At 35.0% G+C, this 20,627-nt stretch carries 24 protein-coding genes and 1 pseudogene; 10 read left to right on the forward strand and 15 right to left on the reverse strand.

Translation table 11 applies throughout. The features are described 5' to 3' along the window. Nucleotides 1-102: 102 nt before the first annotated feature. Genes ERX40_RS09935 through ERX40_RS09945 form a run of 3 tightly spaced genes read left to right on the forward strand, consistent with a single transcriptional unit; the run spans nucleotide 103 to nucleotide 2,523 of the window. Nucleotides 103-957, forward strand: a complete 855-nt coding sequence (locus ERX40_RS09935; protein ID WP_133418350.1) for a shikimate dehydrogenase family protein — start codon at nucleotides 103-105, stop codon at nucleotides 955-957. Then, the gene (locus ERX40_RS09940) at nucleotides 948-1,811 is read left to right on the forward strand and encodes a sugar phosphate isomerase/epimerase family protein (RefSeq protein ID WP_133418351.1); all 864 of its coding nucleotides are present in this window, start codon (nucleotides 948-950) and stop codon (nucleotides 1,809-1,811) included. The genes ERX40_RS09935 and ERX40_RS09940 overlap by 10 nt, the downstream gene beginning before the upstream one ends. Next, nucleotides 1,804-2,523, forward strand: a complete 720-nt coding sequence (locus tag ERX40_RS09945) for a coenzyme F420-0:L-glutamate ligase (protein ID WP_133418352.1) — start codon at nucleotides 1,804-1,806, stop codon at nucleotides 2,521-2,523. The genes ERX40_RS09940 and ERX40_RS09945 overlap by 8 nt, the downstream gene beginning before the upstream one ends. A gap of 221 nt (nucleotides 2,524-2,744) precedes the next feature. On the opposite strand, the gene ERX40_RS09950 is transcribed toward ERX40_RS09945, so the two are convergent. After that, a complete protein-coding gene (locus ERX40_RS09950; protein WP_133418353.1) occupies nucleotides 2,745-2,936 on the reverse strand; it encodes a plasmid replication-associated protein in 192 nt (63 codons plus the stop codon). Nucleotides 2,937-3,209: 273 nt separating this feature from the next. Between ERX40_RS09950 and ERX40_RS09960 the strand changes: the two genes are divergently transcribed. From ERX40_RS09960 to ERX40_RS09975, 4 genes and pseudogenes are all read left to right on the forward strand, one after another. Next, entirely contained in the window at nucleotides 3,210-3,443 is a 234-nt protein-coding gene (locus ERX40_RS09960) for a hypothetical protein (RefSeq protein WP_133418354.1), read from the forward strand. Between the two features lie 27 nt (nucleotides 3,444-3,470). Continuing rightward, entirely contained in the window at nucleotides 3,471-3,725 is a 255-nt protein-coding gene (locus ERX40_RS09965) for a helix-turn-helix domain-containing protein (protein WP_133418355.1), read from the forward strand. A gap of 85 nt (nucleotides 3,726-3,810) precedes the next feature. After that, nucleotides 3,811-4,916: pseudogene (locus tag ERX40_RS11625) on the forward strand (IS30 family transposase). Between the two features lie 141 nt (nucleotides 4,917-5,057). Next, entirely contained in the window at nucleotides 5,058-5,309 is a 252-nt protein-coding gene (locus tag ERX40_RS09975) for a helix-turn-helix domain-containing protein (protein ID WP_165980743.1), read from the forward strand. Nucleotides 5,310-5,326: 17 nt separating this feature from the next. On the opposite strand, the gene ERX40_RS09980 is transcribed toward ERX40_RS09975, so the two are convergent. The 11 genes from ERX40_RS09980 to ERX40_RS10030 form a co-directional block, all read right to left on the reverse strand. Continuing rightward, a complete protein-coding gene (locus ERX40_RS09980; protein ID WP_165980744.1) occupies nucleotides 5,327-5,791 on the reverse strand; it encodes a MarR family transcriptional regulator in 465 nt (154 codons plus the stop codon). Next, a complete protein-coding gene (locus ERX40_RS09985; protein WP_133418358.1) occupies nucleotides 5,778-6,533 on the reverse strand; it encodes a helix-turn-helix domain-containing protein in 756 nt (251 codons plus the stop codon). The genes ERX40_RS09980 and ERX40_RS09985 overlap by 14 nt, the downstream gene beginning before the upstream one ends. Nucleotides 6,534-6,548: 15 nt before the next feature. After that, on the reverse strand, nucleotides 6,549-7,235 hold the full coding sequence (locus ERX40_RS09990) for a hypothetical protein (RefSeq protein ID WP_133418359.1): 687 nt from the start codon (nucleotides 7,233-7,235) through the stop codon (nucleotides 6,549-6,551). Nucleotides 7,236-7,237: 2 nt separating this feature from the next. Beyond that, the gene (locus tag ERX40_RS09995) at nucleotides 7,238-9,616 is read right to left on the reverse strand and encodes an FtsK/SpoIIIE domain-containing protein (RefSeq protein WP_133418360.1); all 2,379 of its coding nucleotides are present in this window, start codon (nucleotides 9,614-9,616) and stop codon (nucleotides 7,238-7,240) included. Between the two features lie 124 nt (nucleotides 9,617-9,740). Further along, on the reverse strand, nucleotides 9,741-10,469 hold the full coding sequence (locus ERX40_RS10000; protein WP_133418361.1) for a hypothetical protein: 729 nt from the start codon (nucleotides 10,467-10,469) through the stop codon (nucleotides 9,741-9,743). 72 nt (nucleotides 10,470-10,541) lie between these two features. Next, nucleotides 10,542-10,778: a hypothetical protein gene (locus ERX40_RS10005; protein ID WP_133418362.1), complete on the reverse strand. Its 237-nt coding sequence runs from the start codon at nucleotides 10,776-10,778 to the stop codon at nucleotides 10,542-10,544. A gap of 339 nt (nucleotides 10,779-11,117) precedes the next feature. Continuing rightward, the gene (locus tag ERX40_RS10010; protein ID WP_133418363.1) at nucleotides 11,118-11,570 is read right to left on the reverse strand and encodes a MerR family transcriptional regulator; all 453 of its coding nucleotides are present in this window, start codon (nucleotides 11,568-11,570) and stop codon (nucleotides 11,118-11,120) included. A gap of 21 nt (nucleotides 11,571-11,591) precedes the next feature. After that, entirely contained in the window at nucleotides 11,592-12,173 is a 582-nt protein-coding gene (locus ERX40_RS10015) for a hypothetical protein (protein WP_133418364.1), read from the reverse strand. Further along, nucleotides 12,157-12,693, reverse strand: coding sequence for a hypothetical protein (locus tag ERX40_RS10020; protein ID WP_133418365.1), 537 nt, complete (start codon nucleotides 12,691-12,693; stop codon nucleotides 12,157-12,159). Before ERX40_RS10020 ends, ERX40_RS10015 begins: the two co-directional genes overlap by 17 nt. Before the next feature lie 195 nt (nucleotides 12,694-12,888). Next, a complete protein-coding gene (locus tag ERX40_RS10025) occupies nucleotides 12,889-13,986 on the reverse strand; it encodes an RNA-guided endonuclease InsQ/TnpB family protein (protein ID WP_133418366.1) in 1,098 nt (365 codons plus the stop codon). 87 nt (nucleotides 13,987-14,073) lie between these two features. After that, complete coding sequence (locus tag ERX40_RS10030; protein ID WP_133418367.1) at nucleotides 14,074-15,504, reverse strand: phage tail tip lysozyme; 1,431 nt, start codon at nucleotides 15,502-15,504, stop codon at nucleotides 14,074-14,076. 83 nt (nucleotides 15,505-15,587) lie between these two features. On the opposite strand from ERX40_RS10030, the gene ERX40_RS10035 reads away from it, so the two are divergent. The 3 genes from ERX40_RS10035 to ERX40_RS10045 all read left to right on the forward strand — a co-directional run bounded on the left by ERX40_RS10035 (nucleotide 15,588) and on the right by ERX40_RS10045 (nucleotide 17,214). Then, entirely contained in the window at nucleotides 15,588-16,052 is a 465-nt protein-coding gene (locus ERX40_RS10035; RefSeq protein WP_133418368.1) for a hypothetical protein, read from the forward strand. 75 nt (nucleotides 16,053-16,127) lie between these two features. Next, the gene (locus ERX40_RS10040; protein ID WP_133418369.1) at nucleotides 16,128-16,859 is read left to right on the forward strand and encodes a hypothetical protein; all 732 of its coding nucleotides are present in this window, start codon (nucleotides 16,128-16,130) and stop codon (nucleotides 16,857-16,859) included. A gap of 16 nt (nucleotides 16,860-16,875) precedes the next feature. After that, complete coding sequence (locus tag ERX40_RS10045) at nucleotides 16,876-17,214, forward strand: hypothetical protein (RefSeq protein WP_133418370.1); 339 nt, start codon at nucleotides 16,876-16,878, stop codon at nucleotides 17,212-17,214. 32 nt (nucleotides 17,215-17,246) lie between these two features. Here the strand turns inward: ERX40_RS10045 and ERX40_RS10050 are convergent, their stop codons facing one another. From ERX40_RS10050 to ERX40_RS10060, 3 genes are read right to left on the reverse strand one after another with little or no spacing between them, the layout of a single operon-like run. Further along, nucleotides 17,247-17,717 carry a hypothetical protein gene (locus tag ERX40_RS10050; protein WP_133418371.1) on the reverse strand — a complete coding sequence of 157 codons (471 nt, stop codon included), beginning with the start codon at nucleotides 17,715-17,717 and terminating at the stop codon, nucleotides 17,247-17,249. Nucleotides 17,718-17,733: 16 nt separating this feature from the next. After that, nucleotides 17,734-19,692 (reverse strand): hypothetical protein, encoded by a 1,959-nt coding sequence (locus tag ERX40_RS10055; protein ID WP_133418372.1) that lies wholly within the window; start codon nucleotides 19,690-19,692, stop codon nucleotides 17,734-17,736. A 37-nt stretch (nucleotides 19,693-19,729) separates the two neighbouring features. Next, entirely contained in the window at nucleotides 19,730-20,617 is an 888-nt protein-coding gene (locus ERX40_RS10060) for a tripartite tricarboxylate transporter TctB family protein (protein WP_133418373.1), read from the reverse strand. Nucleotides 20,618-20,627: the final 10 nt, after the last annotated feature.

Genomic DNA, 20,627 nt, shown 5'->3' on the forward strand with positions numbered 1-20,627 from the left:
GAATGCAAATTTTATATTTCTTATGTTAAAATAGTATCATAATTTTTAGAATTGTGTAAATATTCAAAGGAGTAAAATATAAATGAGTAAAGGTGATACTAGATGATAAATACAGCTTTAATAGGAAATCCAACGGATCATTCCATATCAGACATATTATTTAAGGAGATGTATAAATTAGTTGATGATACTATTTATAACCATGAGAAAATAAATATATTAGATGATGAATTAAAGAAAAAAATAGATTCATTTAAAAATTCAAGTTATTCTGGCCTAAATGTTACTCTCCCTCATAAAATGAAAATTATAAAATATTTAGATGAAATTCAAGAAGAAGTAGCAGCTATAGACGCTGTTAACACTATAGATATAAGAGATGAAAAACTTATTGGTTACAATACTGATTGGATAGGAATTTATAAGCCATTAGCAAAATTGAATGTTTCAGGGTATAGAGTATGTATACTTGGTACAGGTGGAGCAAGTCGAGCAGCTATATATGCTGTTAAAAAATTAACTGAAGATATAACAGTAATTTATAGGGAATTCAAGAGTATTAATACAATAAATCTAATTAATAAATACAAGAATTCTAATATAAATTTTGAAGATTATAAAAATATTGTGAATCGAATTAACTCTTCTGATATTATTATCAATACGACTTCAGCTGGGATGATAGGTAAAGATGAGGCACCATTCGATTTAGAGATAATTAGAGATTTGGATTTAAAGGATAAAATTTTTTTTGATGCCGTTTTTAATCCAATTGAAACTCCACTATATAAAATTTTCGATGAAAGAGGAGCCCATTGTATTGATGGTTTATGGATGATGATTTACCAAGCACAGAGGGCTCTCTCGATATGGATTGATAAAGATATATATGTAGGAGAAACTGATTTTAAAGCGTTGCATGAATTGTTAGTGGGGAGGATAGAGAAATGCAATTAATTATTAATTTAGATGAAATTTCTGATGATTTAGATAAGTCTATTAATTTCTTGAAGGATTATGATATCAATAAGTGTGAAATCCGATTATTAAATGGAAATAATATAGCAATGATGAATAAAGATAAACTGGCTGTTTTCAAGAAAAAGTTAGATAGACATCATATAACACCTATTGCTATTGCTTCTCCAATATTTAAATGGTATAAGAAAGAAAGCGATGAAAAAATAGCCTGTGTTGATAGCTTTGGTATTAATACTAGTCTCTCATCAAATGAACAAGATGAAATTATTGATACAGTTTTAGAAAATGCAAAAAAATTAGGAATAAAAAAAATTAGGATTTTTTCTTATTTAAAAAATGAGCAAGAAGTAGGAAATATTGAATCTTATTTTAGTGATGAAAAAGTAAGAGAATTAATAAATCAACCTTATGAATTTTTTATTGAAAATGAGTTAGTCTGTAATTTCTATAGTAAAGAGCACCTCGTGAATTTATCTAATTTTATTGATAGAAAAAACATAAAAAACATAAAAATATGGTTAGATATAGCTAATATATATAGAAACGATGAATATATAGATAAAAATTTTATAAAAAAAATAAAACATAATATCGGCTATGTGCACTGTAAAGATTATAAAATACTAGAGAATTCTAAGAAAGTAGAATTTGTACCTTTAGGGGATGGTATCATTGATTATGATTACATACTAAATTTATTGGAAAATGAGCTAAAGTCCGAGACAATAGTTAGTATTGAAACACATGCTCCCTGGGAACAAGTAAAGTACACTTATTCAGGTAAATCTGTAACCTATTTCAGGAGAATATTGGAGGATAAAAATGATTAAAATACAAGAAATTCCAAACATGCCACAAATAAATATCGGTGATAATATCTCCGAAAAAATAATTAAAGCTTTGAAGGAAAGTAATATTATTCTTAAAGATAATAGTATTATTTGTATAGCTTCTAAAGTTATTTCTATATCTGAAAATAGAATTTGTAATCTAAATCAAGTTGAACCATCAAATATAGCTTATGAAATAAATAAAAAAATACCCAGAAAAGACCCTAAAGTAATTCAAAAAATAATTGATGTTACTGATAGTGAAGATGGCGTCAAAGTAGAGGTATTGGATAATTATATAGGAGCATGGTTACCAAATGGTCTAAAGTTAACAAGTGGAGGAGTAGATAAATATGATCATGATAAAGTCGTACTTCTTCCTGAAAATCCGGATATGAGCGCAAAAAAAATTGGTGATTATATTTATAAGAAGTTAAATAAAAAAGTAGCGATTGTTATAACAGATAGTGACGGTAGAATTGATAAAATGGGAGCTACTCAAATTTCAATAGGTATTTATGGAATAAACCCTTTGAGAGTTGTAAATATAGATGGTAAAACTACATCTGAAACTATATGTGATATGATAGCAGCTTCAGCTGGATTAATTATGGGGCAAAGAGGGAATAATAAACCTGCTGTATTAATTGAAGGTTTTGAATTTGAATTTAATAATTCATTTTCTATAACAGACGCCATTGTAAATCGCTAGTTATTACTTATTAATAACTATTTTAAAATAATTTAGAAAACAATTTAATTTTAAATATATGATTTATGATATTTATCTAAAGATGATAAACTAATATAGAAGTGTCCTTTTGAAAAAGAGGACACTTCTATATACATAGTAATATTTTGTAAATAATTCCACGTTTGTGGTTTTGATAATGAAAAATAGTTCGAAATATAAATTTATAAAAATTAATATCCTTATTCACGTAAATATAACTCTAAAACTTTAGAAGCAATATCTATTATTTTAATATCCTTATCTACTTTCATCTGTTCTAATCTTTTTTTTATATCTTTTCTAACTCTAATTGTTGCAGATTCTTTTGATACACCATAATTAGGTGTATATTTAACTTCAGATGTATCTATATTATCTAAAAATCCTGACATTATTAGTTCCCCACATTCTTTGTCATACTTAACCTTTCAAATAATTCCAAATAGATATCATTAAACATTTTCATTACCATTTTGTCGTGAATATCTTCATTTGTTATACCTTCTGCCCCAAATTTTTTAATTCTTTCTCTTTGATATATTTGATTCTCAAATAGAGCAGCTCCAAATGTTTTTTTAGCCTTCTCTATAATTTGTGCATCAATTAATCCATTTTTTTGATTAATACAGGTATATCACCAATTAAATCAAATTGATAATCAAAAGATGCTTGGCGTTATAGAAAAAGAAGTAAAAGTTATAAGCGTTACTTATCATGAAAATTTAGCTATATATGCTGAATTGATAGAATTTACATCAAATTTAGAAGTACGTAGTAAAAAAGATATCAGTTTATTGTTAACTCCTCAATATGAAAATGATAACGAAACAGTAGAAAGTTCAACAAATAAAGATAATTCTATAAATGATAATGCAGAAGTTTTAGTGAAATTAAAATAAAGTAAAATAGAAAAGAGTGCAATAATTATGTCTTTAATATTTGAAGGAGATAGACTACGTGAAGTGAGAAAATTTAGACAAATGTCCATAACTGAATTAGCTAAAAGTGTAGGAGTATCTAAACAGATGATTTCAAAATATGAAAGGAATGAATCTGTTCCTAGTATAGAAGTATATCAAAAAATTATTTCAAAATTAGAATTTCCATTAAAATTTTTTCAGCAAAAAGACAAATTTAATGGCAAGTTTTATAATCAAGTTAGCCACCTGAGGTGGAAATAAATCAAATGATTCCATAAAAAATACGCCATGACGAATTCATGTTAATATTGTAGTTTTCACACAAACAATAAAGGATTGAATTCGCATGACGCATATCAATGATACCACGAAAACTCCGAAGGGCAAACATCTTTCCAGAGATGAACGAATCATTATTCAGACTCTGCTTAATGAGAACTACTCCAACAGGCAGATCGCTAGAAAACTCGGCAGAGCGCCACAGACTATCAATAATGAGGTAAAACGTGGTTCTTACACAAGGAAGAATCAACAGGTATAGAACAATAAGACCTATACCTACTATCAATCAGTCTATTCACCCGATCTGGCACAGGACAGATATTATGAAAATCGTATTAGATCAGGACGACGTCCTCTTGCCATCACAGGCAATCCTTTTGTTGAATGAGCAGATGAATTGATGATACATCAGGATTTATCACCTGCTGCTGTAATTATGAAGGCTAAAGCGTCCAGACAATTCGCTGGGGAACTGATACCCTGTGTGAAGACGCTCTACAACTGGATCGACCAGAAACTGATAAGGACAAGGAATATCGATCTCCTGATGAAGCTCAGGCTTAAACCCAGAAAGCCGAAAGGCTTTACCAAGGGCAACAGGAGAGTGCTGAGCGCGAATCTATTGAATCCCGTCCTGAAGTCGTTGATGCACATACTACCTTCGGTCATTGGGAGATAGATACTGTGATCGGTCAAAAGTCAGAGAAGGACCAGGTGCTTCTTACTCTGGTTGAAAGGAAGAGCCGTTACGAAATCGTCATGAAGATTGATGGCAAGCAAAGACGACACGTCGATAAAGCAGTAAGTGAGCTGATTGAAGAAATCGGAGATTCCTTTCCTAGGGTATTTAAATCCATCACTTCAGCCAACGGCTCTGAATTCAGCGGACTTTCTGGATGACTTAAGGGAATCACTGATGTCTACTTCACACATCCTTATTCATCCTGGGAATGAGGTACAAAAGAAAATCAGCACAGGTTTATCCGCCGTCATATACCTGAAGATAAGCCTGTTTCAACTGTGTCTGATCATCTTGTCCATAAGATTCAGGAATGGATGAACAACTATCCAAGGAAGATATTAAATGGCCAGTCGGTCCTCGAAGTATTCCTAAAGGAATTAATTAAAGAGAACATACTCAGTGAATCCCTAGGATTCTATATAGACTAAGGATGAGTCAGGGTGGCTAACTTGTAATTGCAATTTGCGTTTATTATACTATTCAATAGGAGACCGAAGAAAATTATGTCAAATCAGTTCAACAGACATATCAAAAGAAGAGAGATAATGATACTCGCACTGAGCAAACAGATGAAGAAAAACAGATTAGATCATCAATACACAGTTCGTGATCTCTCCAATAAAACAGGAATATCATTTGCTTATATCAATCAACTTGAGAACAATAAACGTGGTTCTGTCACCCTTGACACATTCTTTAGACTGTCAGAAGCTTTTGACATGATGCCATCACAACTGCTAAAGAATATAGAAGATGATATAAGACTGCTTGATGAAAATTTTTTCTCAAACTGTTCTTCTAACGAAAAAGATCAGCCTTAATCTCGGCTGATCTTTTTTTAATAAGTCTCTTCTTTTCTATAGTTTTCTTCATGGAAGCTCGGTGTCTCTGGTTCACTCATTTCAGCCATCTCATGTCCTACTTGTTGTACATTCTCATCATTTTCATTTATATCTTCAGGCTCTTCCTCACTTGAAACAATTTCTTCAACATATGCTAAAAGAATCTCCACATTGTCTATTTGATCATCCTGAATCAGCACATCTGTTTGTCGTTCATCGGACTCTAATCGCTTACGTGTGAGATACCCTTTTTTCTCAAGACTTTTGAGATATCTGGACGCTAGTGCAGATGTTCTTCCTGTCTCTGCTAAAATATCTCTGAACGGTTTTCTCTTGCCCTCACTGTTATATATGGACATTAAAAGCAGCAACTCTTCTGTAGTTACTTCTATCTTACCATTCATCTTATCTCTCACACGTTTTACTTCAATCTCCATCTGTATATATTCATTTAAATTCATTATGTTTCCCTCCATTGTCTCTGTGATTATTGATACGTATTTCCACATCTTTCATAACTTTAATTATGGTCACAACTAAACCTCTGTCAATCTTATACACCTTTGCAATTTTATTGATATTATAATTATTTTTAAAATCCTCAAATATCTTCATATTCTTTATGATAATACTGTTTTGTTCTGTCGTTACTTCTGGCAAGTATTTCGAGCTTTCAACATACTGCTTCTGAATCCTATACAGAGTAGGAGAATGGATATTAAATTCCTTTGCTACAGCAAAAACCGTCTTACCTTTTTCTATCTCCTGTAGCATTTTAATTCTTCTGACTGCTTTTGTGAGGTAATCCAACTTATAAAATGTAAAGGCACTGTCTGGATCATAGCTTCTCAATAAATTCTGAATCCTGTTCTTAATCTTATCTCCGTCATCCATTGTCAGGAACTTGGAACTATATCCAAATAGATCAGCCTTATTATAGTTCAAATATTCGTAGGGAATGCCTTGCTCCACTGCATCTATAATACGTGTTATTTCGTTCTTTCTTCTTTTTTCAATATTCTTCTTTCTAGTCTTAACCGCTTCAGGTTCTATATTCTCTAGCACCTTATAAACTGTGCGATTTGAAACTCCTGTCTTCTGAGTGATATGAGGAACATCTAACATACCCTCTTTGAATCTATTGAGGTTTTCACGATTGTTCGCTGTTAAGTAGTCCATCGCTTTCTGTAAGTTATTTGCCATATGCGCCGCTCCGATCTATCTCCATCTAAACTTATTTCTATCATGGAATTGATCTTCAATGATAATTCTTCCATCTTCGTCCCAAACAACAGCATTCCATATCACAGAGTCGTCATCTTGCCTTACAATATCTATAAACCATAATACCTCTGACTTCTCGTTGACACCTGATACATACTCCTCAAATTTCCTCAGGTTCTGTCTGTTAATGGTACTATCGAAGTCTATCAAAAGACGTTCATCATTCTCCGATCCATGAAAGCCTACAGGAATAAGATGTGTTCTATCGCTGCTGCCTTTCTTTGTATACTCGATAAGTGGTCTCAGCTTCATTCTTCTCTTATTACTGCGCTCATAATACTTCCAAGCTGAACTTTCCTCAAATTTAACAGCCAGCTGATGATGATTGTCTGTATGAATAAAGTAACCAATATGTGAATCACTGGATTTCAGCCGAATATAAGCGTCTTCTTTACTCATGATATTGTTTATATCGACAACTTTAATGCCTATTTCACCACGTTCAAGAAAGTCGCTTAATTCTTTCTTTGCTTCCTCATCAAGCCCCTGTCTTTTCGTTTTCACCCTCTGTCTTCTTACAGCAGTCGCTTTTTCAGACAATTTATATTCAACCATATCATTATCTTCAAAAGCATACTTATATGGGGTCAACCATCTACCTATCCGCTCAAATATATTCATAACTATATCCCCAGAATATCACTTGCTGTTTTCTTATTATCATCTTTTTTCGAGGAATCAACAGCCGTCTTTTGAGAGGTATCGACTTTCTTCTCTGCTCTTTTTTTAGGAGGTGGTACATCCTTGAAATACTTAGACATATCAACCTTGTAAGCACGTTCTTTCTTCGCTTCCTTGCGCTCTTCAGCCTTTTCAAGTGCATTCATTCTAGGTTCTGTCTTTTTAGCATCAGTCCGTGTCTGCTGAAGACTTGTGACAGCACTATACATCTCCTCTTTTTCTGAAGACATCTCATCGCCACTTTCGCGAGCTACGATACTCTTGTAATCTACGAATACAGGTTTATCAAACTTCTCTCTCCAGTGAGTAGTGATGTTTATAATCTCTTCGTCAGAGAGATATGCACCTTGAGCCCGTGTAAATGATGACCCAATCTTAATCAGCATGTCCCCTCTACCGAGCAACTTATCTGCACTGATCGAGTCACCTGTGTCATCAAGTGCGATACTACTTTCAAGACGACTTGAAACAGCAAAGGCAATTTTCATAGGTAAGTTCGCTTTGATAATACCTGTAATAACTTCGCTACGAGGACTCTGTGTAGCAAGTATCAAGTGAATACCACAGGCACGTGCTTTCTGCCCTAAACGTCGTATAGACTTTTCTACAGCCTTAAAGTCATCTAGTGAATCCTTAAAGTCAGAGAACTCATCGATTACGATGAAGAGATATTTCATTTTTTTCAATGAACTATCTTTAGCAGCTAACTTGTTGTATGCTTCGATATTTTTCACTTTATATTGTTCAAGTAGTTTATACCTGTTTTCCATCTCTATAACCGCATACTCTAAAGCAATTGCTCCATCCTCTACTTCCGTTATAGGGTTAGTAACCATGTAAGGAGAGTCATTATAGTGAGGAAACTCAACTTTCTTAGGGTCAATAATAATCAGCTGCACATTATCTGGCGTATTATGAGCAAGCATAGTCATTATTAATATGTTTAGCCCTACTGACTTACCTGAACCTGTAGTACCTACCACTAATAGATGCGGGGCACTTGCTAATGATTTTATGACGGAATCGCCGTTAGGCAGAACTCCAATCAATGTATCAGTCGGTTTCAATTTTTTGTTTCCTGCAATATGTTTTTCAACGATGTTCTTGAAATCAATAGGAATCTGAATAGCATTAATGCCCTTGTCTGAAAATGGAACTGTTATCTCAAGCGAACCTGCACTGGATGAACAAGTCACACCCTCTATTTTTAATTCATCACTCACCGACTTAGCAATACGGTCGTCTGACGGATGATTTTTAGTATAACTGTAAGAATATTTAAGTACAGCGGTCTTACTAGACACAAATGTGTCAATTAACTCCGTCTGTAAATTAGAGTTGGAGAGGGACAACGCAACTTTATGCTTAACAGACTCAGTGAAGTCTTCAGCTTTTTGTTTTTCATCTCTTACCTGGTCACTGACATCATTAAGCATTTCAATCGGGAAAGTAAGCCCGTTTTCTGGAACCTCTAATGCCTGTTCAACTTTGTTCTTTGCTCTCTCTCTTCGTCTTACAACACTTCTCGCCTCTTTTAGTTCTTTTTCAACTGACCCCCCGTATGTATAGTAGCGGCGGTTTGCTGTAACTTTCATTTGATCGAAACTGACTCCATCGGTTAAATCTGTGAGTATATCCTGTAAGTCCTTGATTTTATGAAGTACGAGTTTATTAACTGTAATCTTACGGGGCTTTCTAATTACAACAGAGTATTTTTTCGTTGGTTTGGGCTGCCCTTTATCAAGAGTCGTATGAATATCTACTTTCATTTTTCTTAAATGATATCTTGCACCATGTTCGACCCTTTTGAGCTTCCTATCACTTTCATCATAAATATCCCAGATACCCGCTCCAATGGATCGAATAATTTTTTTCTTTAACTTTACTGACTCGATATCATTGAGAAATGGAGCCATCTCTCCTTTATGGTGTCTAAGAATGATTGTGATGACATATATCAAAAGCATAATACCTGCTATTGTGAGGCCAGTCATCAACACTATAGAAACAAGCCCTCCATCCTTGAAACTCAGCCAGTCTGCTAAATTATCGCTCCAATCTGAAGTATCAGGAAACAGATACTTCATAAATGGTATTCTATCCATTGCCCCATCATTTTTAGCGTTCGTTCTCACATACCAATCGTGCATAAAGTTAGGTTTGAATAACTTATCTGCAATCCATATAAACGCCGAAGAGAGCAATGAGAATATAAATGCAATAGAAGCAAGCACAATAGTGAGCAACACTACTTTCCGAATACTCATATAAACTCGTTTTGAAAATTGTGCATAAGGATATTGAACATCTCTTTTAGTCATAACATTAATCCTTTCTACGTGTGTGTGTATATTTCAGGTCCGCAGTCCCAATAATATATTACAATTATATAATATATAGTTTTATTTGTGAATATAAACTACTAAAAAAAGGCTTTTCAGCCTTTTATAGTTCTTCATATTCTTCAGGAGTATCATCAATTGTTATATTAGGTTCAAATAAATTCTCATTTTTGATATATGCATACAGTCTGTCATTGAGGAACATATCAACTGTCGAATTTTCTCCGATTTCCCCTTTATCAATCACTCGACGGGCAATTCCATCAAAATCTTGAGTCAGACGTGGATTTATACTGAAACGTAATCGAGATAGATCAACATCTTCCGAGAATCCATTCTGTACTGCTTCATATACAATATTTTGCTGTATTTCCTTGTCTTGAATTAACATTTCTGCAAATTGTCTTTCTTCATAAGCGTTGTAGATTTTTTCTGCTAGATATTCGACAGTAGGGTTAAGCTGTAAATACTGCTCTGCATCTGTCTTAATTTTAACCGTAGGCTCTAAATACATAGGAACCTCAACTATATTCTCTATATAGAAGTCTTCACTATTCACTGAGCTAAGATACTGTTCTTCATTTTCAAGTACATCTCTATCTTCAAGTATATCTACCATTACATCTGATTCTGCAAATAATTCGAGACTATATTCAACCTTGCTCTTATCGACTTCTCTTGGGAAACCATCGTAAACAAGATAATCTGTAACAATTTCATCGTATAGTTCAGGATGCTTCTGCTTGAATGCATCCTCTAATCTAGCTTTTAAAAGAAATGCATTATAAAAACCACTCTTAAGACTATCTCTTTGTTTTGTGGTAAATTCCATCATCCTCAACTCCTTTCAGGTTACTTACAATATAACAAAAAGTCATCATTTTATTCATTCCTCTGTCCCGATCTAATCTTTCTCGTTAAGTTTTGCTTCTTTCTTCCGTTGCTTCTCTATCTGCGTATAGTAATCAAATAGCAGCATGACCGTTTTAAATTTCATATTTTCTATCTTCATTTTCCCTGCTCTTAAATGATGAACAGTGGGCGCATGTATCCCTGTAGCTCTCTCTATCTGATAACCTGTGACTGTATCATCATCAATCAGCAGCTGTACCTTATTCTTTATCTTTCTTGTGTAGGACATGTAATCACCTCACTCAATTAATTAATTTGTTTTCATTATGAAATATGTATTTTAGTTAATTTACATTAATTATATAGTCTAATTTTTTTAATGTAAAGAGCGAAAGAAAAAGGCATATAGTCGCCACTATATGCCCACACACACGCATACCCAGAAAAGGAATTTAAGGATATGCAATTTACAGCAGCTAAGGATGCGCTGTATTGATATATTATCACAGGATCATTCTTTTCAACTACTATTCGTTGTTATACAATTGTGATACATTAATTAATTTTATTTAACCATAATTACATATTTTTTATGCTTACATTATATCGATAAATCGTTATTTTTTTACTATTTTATACATCGTATTTCTATGTCGTTTGATTCCGCTATCTGAAGAAATACTGTCAATATTTCACTGAATATCACGTCTTTTCTTTCTATGATGATAACTTCAATATCACCATCCAACATTTGTCCCACTACTTTTTTGAGCTCACTCAGTTCATAGTGCCTACCTGTCTCAATAAAATATTCAATTTCAATGTCTTCATTAGCAGCATATGACTCAATGAGTGACATTTGGTGTGAATGGCTGTCAACATCATTTACATAACCAATTTTCTTGCGGTAAGTATCTTTAACTGTATCTCTGTACTGTTCAAGTTGCGCCTCAGTATAGTATCTCCAACCATTGTCATGCTTCATAGCGGGTTTCAGTTTATCTTTTTTATCCCATATCCTGAGTGTCTGAGCAGTCACCCCAATCTCATCCGCAAATTCGCTTATTTTATATATCTTCATCCGTTACACCTGCCGTCACTATTATAATGCTTCGCTGTATGCCTTTAATGTTTCGATATCATACTTACCCTCTTCAAAAGTTGATACCTTATAAAGCAATCGTTTTGTCACTTTATCATCATACTGTCTATTCTGATTGATGATCTCTGCAATTTCATTGTTATTTATTGTGGTATAGGTCTCAACTGAATAGTCACTGTTAGGACTATTGCCCGTCCCTACACTCATCCCTGAAATATCAACGTATTTATTTGATTCTAGGTTAGGATAGCGGGTTTTAAGATCGTTCATATTCTGTGAATACATCTTCCAAGTACTCCAGACGAAATACTTATCATTAAAAAATTCAGAGGCTGCAATCACGTCCTGAGTGCCTACAGAATCGTCAATTTTTTTCTGTTCCTGCTTAATCTTCTCATTTTCTTGAGTCACTTCTTTTCTCTTCTTTTCTTTAGTCGTCAATTCATCTGATAAGCTATGTTGATAGGAGCTCTTATTATAGGTCACAATGCCTAGTAAAAGTACTGCCGCAAGCAGTATCAATATTGTAAGGTTAAGTCTGCTGATGATTTCATTTTCTCTATACTCACTTAGATTCACCATAGAGCATACCTCCCGTCATCCTGTTGTTGTCATCATACTTAAATTTAACCATTGAGTAGAAAGGATTTACCTCTTTACCTTTATACGTCACCTCAACGTTTGCAATGACTTCTTTTCCATCCCGTGTATATCTGCCTGCAACGTCTTTCAACTTATATTCAAAAGGATCATAATATTCAATTATTTCTTTCTCTGATGAGTCATCGTTCAGTATAATTTTGTGAGACGTCAAAGTGAATAAGCCTCTCATCACGTCATAAGCCGACCCGTCTCCGCTCTTATCGCCCCTGTAATCACCAATCAGGAAGTCGTTCATCTTTTCTTCAGTCACTTGCTTCAGTTCTTTAACCTCTTCTTGGTTCATTTTACGGACTAACTCCTGCTTCTTAGGCACTACAGTGTGTTTGATGTCTTTTTCTAATTTCTCAACTTTTCTTCCTGTATTGATATTCATATAAAGAAGTCCTAACAAACCAATTACCAACAGCCCAATTATGATATACCTGATATTTCTACTCATCCTTTGTCCTGCTACTAAAATCATACCAAAATGTATATTTTAGAATATTCCTTGTTCAACGTGGATACAGTCTTAGACGGTAAGTTCAAGTCCACTCCGAAGGCGTTGATTCCGGTGTAGCCCACCGTATTTGATACTTCTACATTTTAGATGGATACTTATCTTTTAGTAGTTTTCCTTTCCTGATATTTTTGATCATGTAAGTACGACATAATCTCTTGCATTGACTAGATTGATACTTGCATTTAAATCTCTGTCTGTTTCATTTCCACAATTCTCACATCTGAAAATTCTTTTGTTCAATGGCATTTTCTGTCTATGATTACAACAATGACATAGCTGACTGCTCGGATAAAAGCGACTGACCTGTCTTAATTCTATATCTGACTGCTTTGATTTAAGTTTCAGCCATTCCACGATATATCCAAGCCCTGTCTGCTGCAATGCATTGGATAGTCGCCTGTTTTTCATCATCCCTTTAATATTCAGATTTTCGATTGTGATGTATTGTGGATTGGTTGCGATTATAGCGTGTATAAATTTTCGTTTCATATCGGATTTGATATTCGATATTCTTTGATATAAACGGTTTGTTTTGAGTAACTGCTTATATCTATTATTTGAACCTTTTTGCTTTCTTGCCAGTTTACGCTGTTGTCTTTTTAAAGACTGGTTCAGCTTAAGAAGCTGCTTATTCCTGTAAATACTCATTAATTTCTGCCCATTCGATAGGTAGACTGTTTCCTTTAGACCTAAATCTAAGCCAATCGGTTCAGACTTTTCAGTGCTGATGGTTTGAGTGGGACTCTCATCCACAAGTACCGATACAAAATATCTGTTTCCCTCTCTGGACACAGTTGCTGACTTGATGTTGTCATTAGGAATGTAGCCGTATTCCTTCAATCGGATCCATTTTAATTTAGGCAGGAATATACGATGTCTTCCAACTTTTATTGTCCCTATCAGATAGAACGACCCTTTCAGTGATTTCTTTTTATAGGAGGGGAAGCCTGTTTTCTTACTGAAGAAACCTCTGTAACTTTTATCGGCATTCATGATGGACTGTTTGACTGCCTTGCTGGAGACGTCTTTAATCCACTGATTCTGTTTGGAATGACGATTGTTAAGCCATCTACTGAAGTCATAGCCACTCATAAATGATAGATTTCTCTTGTATCTATCCTGATTTTTCATGATAAACAGATTATAGACATAACGTGTCACACCGATTGTCTGGTTGATGAGTCGGGCCTGTTCCCCTGTAGGTTTGATCTCTGACTTATAGGCTCTCACGACGAATTCCTCCTTAACTATATAAAATACTATTCTATAAGTTAGTATATTTTTATATGTTTTTGAGTACTGTTTTTGTTCTCCTTATTATTTTATCCCACTGAAGAAGATGATATTTCCATCTGTACCATCAACCACCGTATAATATAGCGTTCTCGACGGTGCTGCTTTTGGCGGTACATTATAGTTTGCCATAATCCATTTTCCATCTGGCATAACACCTACGACTACACCTGTATGTCCTACACTTGCATCTCCAGCACCTGCATAGGGTGGATTTGAAGAGAAACCGTAGCCAACCGTTGGGTTCTTTGTGATTTTTGCCCCATGATTCTTGTACGCTTTATAGATCACATTCCCATTTCCATCTGTACTCCCACCTACGTCTCCAGTTGTCTGCCTTTTCTTCCACAACTGCGACATGTACGCCCATGTCAACTCTGTACATTGTCCTTTGTTACCTGATCCGACATATGTATTACCAGGCTTATCAAGATAACTTGTGTCAAACTTTGGTACCTTTATATATTTTTTGTATTTGTCTGGAAGCTCACTATATTCATAATTTTGAGTGATATTCTTTCCTGACTTGCCATTCGCCTTAACGCTTTCACCCAGTTTTCCATTTCCCGCAGAGACCTCTGAGTCAGACTCTGATGCTTCACCACATAGTGATGTAACCGTTGTTTCCCCCGCATCATCATTTGCAGATATGGTGGAACCATCTTCTGAATTCGATGAGTCACCATTACTTGTCGCATTGATCTTATTGATTTTATCCTCATCTTTGGCTCCATCCATTCCGTTCTGTTTCATATATTCCAGAACATCTTTAGCTGTCTGACCTCTGTCTGACATGACAGTTGCACGACTATCAGCTGACCTTTCCCACTGATCATGGAATGTCACTGCTTCTTCGATAGGATCATCTCCAGAGTTCAATGCAAGTTCTTTGAGGATTCCCACAAACATACCGTCTTTTTTCACCATGTAATCTAACTGAGCCTCAGGTTCCCACCAATCTTTTCCTAAGGATTCAGCATGCTTAACAAGCGCTGTATGCCTCTCAAAACTCCATTGACCCCAACCAATACCAAGCTGTCCTCCCGTTGCCTTTCTGGCTGCTTCTACACCTGACTGCATCGGTTCACTTGCAGTTGGGTCGAGCTGCGCCTCTTTTACCCAGTTCGCCGCTATACCTGCTATAAACTCAGCAGAGAAGCCGTATTTACCATGAAAATAATCATATATATCCTGTAAGACTTCAGCATTCGGTATTTTTCCGCTTGAACTTTTTCCTTTATCATCATCACTACTCGAAACCTCTTCATCCGACGTTCCCCTGTCTGTTGGCGTATAACAGTTGTTCTGTCCCTCTAATACTGAGACATTTGCGTGAGCTATCCTTAGCGGTATACCTATTTCATCCTGTGCGTAAGGATATAAAGTAGTTATCATTGAAAATGCTGCAACTACTTTTATAGTTTTTAATAATTTTTGTGTGTGTTTATCCCTCAATAACTGTCACAACCTTATTATTTATTGTTATTTATGTTATTATAATATCATAATTGCTATACTTGTTGAAAGGATTGATTGAAGTGAATAATGAAGTAACAGAAAATACGAGTGAATTAATGAAAGAGTTCTATGAACCCTCCCGTGAAGCGGCTCCAGACAAGGAGATAGATCTAGAATCGTCCGTAGAAAGCAACTTGTTTAAAAGTAATCAGCATTTCTCTGATTTAACTGATTACTTCAAAGAGTCACACGAATACCTCACTGAAATTTTCCGCAAATTAGGTGATGGAAAATTAAGAAGTGATCTGTCTGAAGAAGAAAGAGACAAGCTGATAAAGTTACTAGAAAATTATAAGGATAATATGCTTGAGACTATACAGAAAGCTACTTTAGCCTTGACTGACGATATCACTGAACTGAAAAGAAAAAGAGTCACATCGTCAGTTGATACTTCCTCACTTAAGAGCCTTATTTATGGCTCTAAGGACTCTAGGTTATCCTATAGCGGCAAATCCAGTTTAATTGAACCCAATAAAGAAAGATAATCATAATACTTAATTATTTTCGCCGTCAAAAATAATTAAGCATGTTTTCATTTATTAACTAAGAAGAGGTGCCCGATGAAACTACATTATACGGATAGATATCTATATAAATTAGATGACTCTTTTTTCAATCTTTTCAGCGGTTTACTTAGTAAATCCTTTGAAGAGACCAATATTATTCAAACATTTAATAATGAATGGGCCTCCGTTGTCACAACCCTTTCAAAATCCTTTCATGTTGACACCAGTATGATACACGAGGTTTTTACGATCGACAGATTAGACTATAAAGGAGATCTTCTCTATGACTTCGGTTTCAATATAGAAAAAGCGAAGAGATATATCAGTGATAGTAAGAAAGAACTTTTTAAGTTTCACCTCATACAGTTTGGTGAAATTAATGAAAATCTTCCATTTGTTTATCAGCATGAAAAGCCCATACATACTCTCCGTCGAGATCCGATTATAGTTGCCGCTGATTATGTCACTGGTCGTTCCTTACAATATCCAGAGGACATGTTGATGGACGTTCCTTTAGTGATTGACGGCAACCATAGAGTAAGTTATGCAAAAGAGCAGGGTTATGATTCTATTGCAAGTTACTACCTATCCTTAGATGAACTAATTCAGAATGACATCATGCTCTCCCGATTAGATAGCGCTCTATTAGCCCAAGCAGCCGACATTATAAAGGTTGTCAGGCTAAGTACTTCCTGTAATAGCGTAAGTACGTTTGAATCGAGAGTCACGAATTACTATGAGTCAAGTTATCTCTTTAAATACTTCCGTGATTGTATATCAAATTAAAGGATGGATTGCAGATATGAAAACAATCAAAGATATTATTTCCTTAAAAAGTCAGCCTCATAATATTTTCCCAGATCAATACTCCGCACTGTTTCTATCACTTGAAAATTACTTTATCAGCAAATCTGATAGAGAGTCAGCAATCAGATCAATAGTCAATGATTATGATTACAAAGCACGTCTTTTTATCTACTATCAGCTAGATGTCATGATTGAACATGAAAAGAGTGAGCTTTTTGAGATACTCAGTCTTACAATGGATGATACATTCTTAGCTCAGGAATACTATAATGAAATTGAAACAAATGTCGATCAGCAGGTAATAGATAACATTAGAGACCAGCATAACTCTTGATAAACATAAAGGGACTACATGATGTAGTCCCTTTATCTTGTACTGAGATTCTTTATGAAATTAATAAGCGTATGAATATCCGCTTCTCTTTCGTGACCATAGAATGTGAGTATTACCTGTTTATCTTTTTGAATACCTCCACATAGTTTAATGATTGTATTATACACACCTCTTATATTTGAGGTATCTCTCCATGTCACGTAAAAGTCTTCGGTTTCTCTTTTAAGTAATGCCAGTACTATATATGCGATAATCAGTTTTGAGAAGCCTTTCTTTCTATATTCATTATCAATATTTATTTTTTCGAGAGAATATATTGAGTTGTTGCCCGCCTTAATCCCATCAATTTCCTTACAATTTTTTAAAACTTGTGTCCATCCTATATATTTTCTCTTTTGATTATCGTCAACAATATGCCAACTCAGACTATTAACAACACCTTTATCCTCAAATATATTCACAATATTACCTGTGACCATGTGTGTAGTCTGCCATCTAATCATTTTTACATCCCCCTTGTCATATTATAAAGTCCCCAAGTATATAATTCGATGTCAAATCTGATGGTCTTCTGATTTGATATTGAAGCGGCTGATTAGTTGCTGTAATTATATCCTGCAAATCTTTAGGAAGTTTCTGCTTGATAAGCTTCTCATATTTGATAAAGTCATCTTTATTCATCGTCCCTAGGATCGTATAGTCAAACTGACTTTCAAAGTTCTCAAACAGAATATCCTTTGTATTAAACATATCAGAGTAGTATATATTTTCATCCTTACTAATTTTAATAGGATTGCCTGTTGCGATTCTATCGAACAAATAAGCCATTCTGATGCCTGAGTCCATAAGCCTATTTATTCTAGTTCTCACTATATCAAGTGTCTCTGTTGTGAGATTATCGACACCGTGTATCATGATAATATCGCCTTCAAGAGCTAAGTGTGTAATGAAGTCAAAGGCATTAAGAAACTGAGCCTCAAGTATCGAGGGATCACCACGCAAACCTGAAAATTCATAGTAATACTGTAGAATATTCGGATTATTTGCTTTAGATAATGTCGTCGGTGTATTAAATAGATTAGGATAGCTGTCTAAAGCATTCTGAAGAGCAAGATGAAGTGCTTTGGCATTATTGACCTCTTGCTCTGTACCATGCTCCCTTGTTACTGTGAGGTTTTGCTTGAGCCATGAGATGAAATCACCTGACGTCGGTACAGATTCATGATTCTTAACGTCCAGTACACGAGCAAGTTCAGGATATTCATCTACTTTCGGATGCCATAAGTTAGAACCATAATAGAAATCATTCAATATCTCCTGAAGCTCAAGAGTAGTGTTTTTGTCGAGATAACGTTCCGTGGCGTAATAGAACATCTGTGCAATCTTACGTTTATTTGAATTGTAAATTTCAGTTGCATTCCGAGGGTCTCCAAACATCTCAAGAGGATTCAGTCCACCTCTGCTTAAATCGATGTGTTTAAGCGCCGTATTCATGACTGGCTCACAGCTGAAAGGTGAATTACCGAGAGTCGGATGATTATCGCCATAATATTTGAAGTCATTGAGTACAATATGAAATGTCCGATGATTATAAGCCATAGCATGATTGGCTATTTTTTGCCCCCACATACTCGCTGCAGCGAGCTTTTTGTCATAACTATAGATATATGAGTCACTAGAAGCGGACACCAGTATTCTTTTAGAGAACGAACCATTTAAGTCCATCAAGGCATTTCCTGAAGACAGTGATAATGTTATTTCGCCGATGGAAACGCCCTTTTCATCATCGAGACCTTTACGAACTGAATGATCAAACCCTGCGAACTCTGATGACATTGTTGAATAGTCGTACACAGACTTACGAGGCATGGCAATTAGTCTTTTAAATAATGACTTCTGATCGCCTGCTACTGACATAAGATCGATACCATTCATATCATCCGCATAGTTCTTTTTCAGTATTCTGAGCTGCTCTACAACGTCGTCTGGATTGTCTGAGACCAGTAACATCAAAATCTGAAAATCTATTGCAAGTTCCTGCTTAGTGTCCTTTCTTGAGTATTCTGCCAAGTCTTTAACGTGAAGAGCCCTCAGTTCTTCTTCACCCTCTGTCTCAGCTTTTGATGCATTTGTGTTATCAAGGGTCTTAATTGTGTCATTCAGTTTTTTGTTGAATATCGATGTCTGCTCTTTCTTTGTAAGTGGCTTGCTGGACATGAATAAATAGGTTTTGACGCTAGGGATTGAAGCCTGAGGAATGATATCCACAAACCATCCGTATTGATTAGCCCTGTTCATTCCGAATTTATTGACTACAGAAACTACAGTGCCGTATCTGTTACCGCTTTTGATGATTGATGGAGTGTATTCGTATCCTGCGACTGGTGCAAGATAATTCTGGTTCTTTCTTTTACTTTTCTTGTCCGGATTTTTCTTTAAGGAAAAACGTATATTCTCTCTTCTCTTACTGAAATTCATAACTTTCCTCCTCATATCCTTTGCGTGTGTGTTCTAACTATTTCAAGAAGTATATATCTCTTAGAACTTCTTCTGTTTCTTCTTTACCTAACTCTATGACACTGTAATAATAACCCTCTGCCTCGTATCTATATAGATGCTCAAGCGTTAACTCAAGCCCTTTCTGTGTATCATCTCTCAGTAACTTGTATTGTATGATTGTTGATTTTTTCCCGTTTACTTTGTTGGCTAGGAAGTATTCTTCCTGCCTCTGATTTGCGATGATAGCAGGATGAGTATTCGCTCTAATAAGGTGTTTTGTATTGTTAATCTGCTTATCTGCATTCTGTTTTTGTGATGATGTTATATCAATCTCTGCTGTTGTCCGTTCTCTCGTGTTATGGTATCTGATCGCTCTTCTTTCCTGATCTCTTATTTCACTTGGAAAAGCGACTAAAGAGGTTGAACCATCAATTGACACTACTTTTCCGAATGAACCAGATTTAAACTTTATCAGTCCCGTTTCGTCTACTTCTTCTATATCATTGTCTCTGTCACGTGCCATTTTCCCTTTAATCACTTTTTTAAATTCTTTAAGTTGATTCGCCATTGATGACCCAACTGAAAAGAATGATCCATATGAGGGATTGATAAACGCATACTGACACAGTAGCATGAGCAATGCTATGAATATGATAATAGTCGGCAGCCATAAAAACTTTGCTCTGAGCGGGCTTGTCATAAGAAATAGAGTCACTAATACACCTATGCCAAAAAACGCAAGGATTGAAACAATTAAACTCCTGATTGTTATCGCAAAAAATATTCCTATTTTCCTTAAAAACTCGATAGGATATATGACATTTGAGGTTGTAATCCTTAGATTCGCTTTGATCCCATAGGTCTCTTTCAATACGATGTTTTCTTCTCTATTCAAGTCTTCCAACCTGACTCCT

It is taken from the genome of Macrococcus carouselicus (assembly GCF_004359515.1).
GTDB lineage: Bacteria > Bacillota > Bacilli > Staphylococcales > Staphylococcaceae > Macrococcus > Macrococcus carouselicus.

Bases quoted from the DNA above. Each gene is read 5' to 3' on its own strand.
- ERX40_RS09985 (WP_133418358.1), bottom strand. From the start codon at position 6,533: ATGGCAAATAACTTACAGAAAGCGATGGACTACTTAACAGCGAACAAT.
- ERX40_RS09940 (WP_133418351.1), top strand. From the start codon at position 948: ATGCAATTAATTATTAATTTAGATGAAATTTCTGATGATTTAGATAAG.
- ERX40_RS09990 (WP_133418359.1), bottom strand. From the start codon at position 7,235: ATGAATATATTTGAGCGGATAGGTAGATGGTTGACCCCATATAAGTAT.
- ERX40_RS10005 (WP_133418362.1), bottom strand. From the start codon at position 10,778: ATGTCCTACACAAGAAAGATAAAGAATAAGGTACAGCTGCTGATTGAT.
- ERX40_RS10000 (WP_133418361.1), bottom strand. From the start codon at position 10,469: ATGGAATTTACCACAAAACAAAGAGATAGTCTTAAGAGTGGTTTTTAT.
- ERX40_RS10020 (WP_133418365.1), bottom strand. From the start codon at position 12,693: ATGAGTAGAAATATCAGGTATATCATAATTGGGCTGTTGGTAATTGGT.
- ERX40_RS09960 (WP_133418354.1), top strand. From the start codon at position 3,210: ATGCTTGGCGTTATAGAAAAAGAAGTAAAAGTTATAAGCGTTACTTAT.
- ERX40_RS09995 (WP_133418360.1), bottom strand. From the start codon at position 9,616: ATGACTAAAAGAGATGTTCAATATCCTTATGCACAATTTTCAAAACGA.
- ERX40_RS09935 (WP_133418350.1), top strand. From the start codon at position 103: ATGATAAATACAGCTTTAATAGGAAATCCAACGGATCATTCCATATCA.
- ERX40_RS09965 (WP_133418355.1), top strand. From the start codon at position 3,471: ATGTCTTTAATATTTGAAGGAGATAGACTACGTGAAGTGAGAAAATTT.
- ERX40_RS09950 (WP_133418353.1), bottom strand. From the start codon at position 2,936: ATGTCAGGATTTTTAGATAATATAGATACATCTGAAGTTAAATATACA.
- ERX40_RS10015 (WP_133418364.1), bottom strand. From the start codon at position 12,173: ATGGTGAATCTAAGTGAGTATAGAGAAAATGAAATCATCAGCAGACTT.
- ERX40_RS10050 (WP_133418371.1), bottom strand. From the start codon at position 17,717: ATGATTAGATGGCAGACTACACACATGGTCACAGGTAATATTGTGAAT.
- ERX40_RS10045 (WP_133418370.1), top strand. From the start codon at position 16,876: ATGAAAACAATCAAAGATATTATTTCCTTAAAAAGTCAGCCTCATAAT.
- ERX40_RS10040 (WP_133418369.1), top strand. From the start codon at position 16,128: ATGAAACTACATTATACGGATAGATATCTATATAAATTAGATGACTCT.
- ERX40_RS10055 (WP_133418372.1), bottom strand. From the start codon at position 19,692: ATGAATTTCAGTAAGAGAAGAGAGAATATACGTTTTTCCTTAAAGAAA.
- ERX40_RS09980 (WP_165980744.1), bottom strand. From the start codon at position 5,791: ATGAATTTAAATGAATATATACAGATGGAGATTGAAGTAAAACGTGTG.
- ERX40_RS10010 (WP_133418363.1), bottom strand. From the start codon at position 11,570: ATGAAGATATATAAAATAAGCGAATTTGCGGATGAGATTGGGGTGACT.
- ERX40_RS09975 (WP_165980743.1), top strand. From the start codon at position 5,058: ATGAAGAAAAACAGATTAGATCATCAATACACAGTTCGTGATCTCTCC.
- ERX40_RS09945 (WP_133418352.1), top strand. From the start codon at position 1,804: ATGATTAAAATACAAGAAATTCCAAACATGCCACAAATAAATATCGGT.